The organism is Pseudomonas sp. ES1 (genome assembly GCF_050586605.1).
GTDB classification, from domain to species: domain Bacteria; phylum Pseudomonadota; class Gammaproteobacteria; order Pseudomonadales; family Pseudomonadaceae; genus Aquipseudomonas; species Aquipseudomonas sichuanensis.
The window spans coordinates 1-734 of sequence record NZ_JBOBDM010000137.1; the positions used below are offsets into that span (position 1 = coordinate 1).

General features: G+C 69.6%; 1 protein-coding gene. It reads right to left on the reverse strand.

The window, feature by feature from the left end:
• Window positions 1–734, reverse strand: a 734-nt coding sequence (locus ACQ4N9_RS26490) for an AMP-binding protein (RefSeq protein ID WP_430934115.1), incomplete at both ends; no start/stop codon positions are given.

The following is a 734-nucleotide window of genomic DNA, read 5'->3' on the forward strand; positions in this document are numbered from 1 at the left end:
TTCCGGCAGCACTTCGCGCAGTGCAGCCTTGAGCACTTCAGGCTGCTCCTGCTCGGCGGCCAGGTAGGCCACCAACTGGCCGTCCAGCGCCAGCACCGCCGCTTCGCGAACGCCCGGCTGCGCCAGCAGGCGCGCCTCGATTTCGCCCAGCTCGATGCGGAAACCGCGGATCTTCACCTGGTGGTCAATACGCCCGACGTACTCCAGCACGCCATCGGCGCGCTGGCGGGTCAGGTCGCCGGTGCGGTACATGCGCTCGCCCGCTGCGCCGAACGGGTTCGGCACGAAGCGTTCGGCGGTCAGCCCTGGGCGCAGCAGGTAGCCCCGGGTGATACCGGCGCCGGCCAGGTACAGCTCGCCGGCGATGCCTTGCGGCAGCGCTTGCAGTTGCGCATCCAGCAGGTAACCGGCGGTGTTGTGCAGCGGCCGGCCGATATTGGCGCGGCCACCGGCTTCACGGCGGGTCCAGGTGGAATAGGTGGTGTCTTCCGACGGGCCGTACAGGTCGTAGACGTGCTCGATGGCAGCCTCGTTGTACAGCGCCTCGACCAGCGCCTGCTTGAGCGGCTCGCCGGCCAGGTTGACGATGCGCACGCTGTCCGGGATCTGCCCGGCACGCTGCAGCGCGGCAATCGCCGACGGCACCGTGTTGATCAGCCGCACTTGGTCACGGGCCGCCAGCAGCGGCAGCTCCAGGGCGTTGCGCGCCATCACCAGCGAGCCACCGTTGGCCA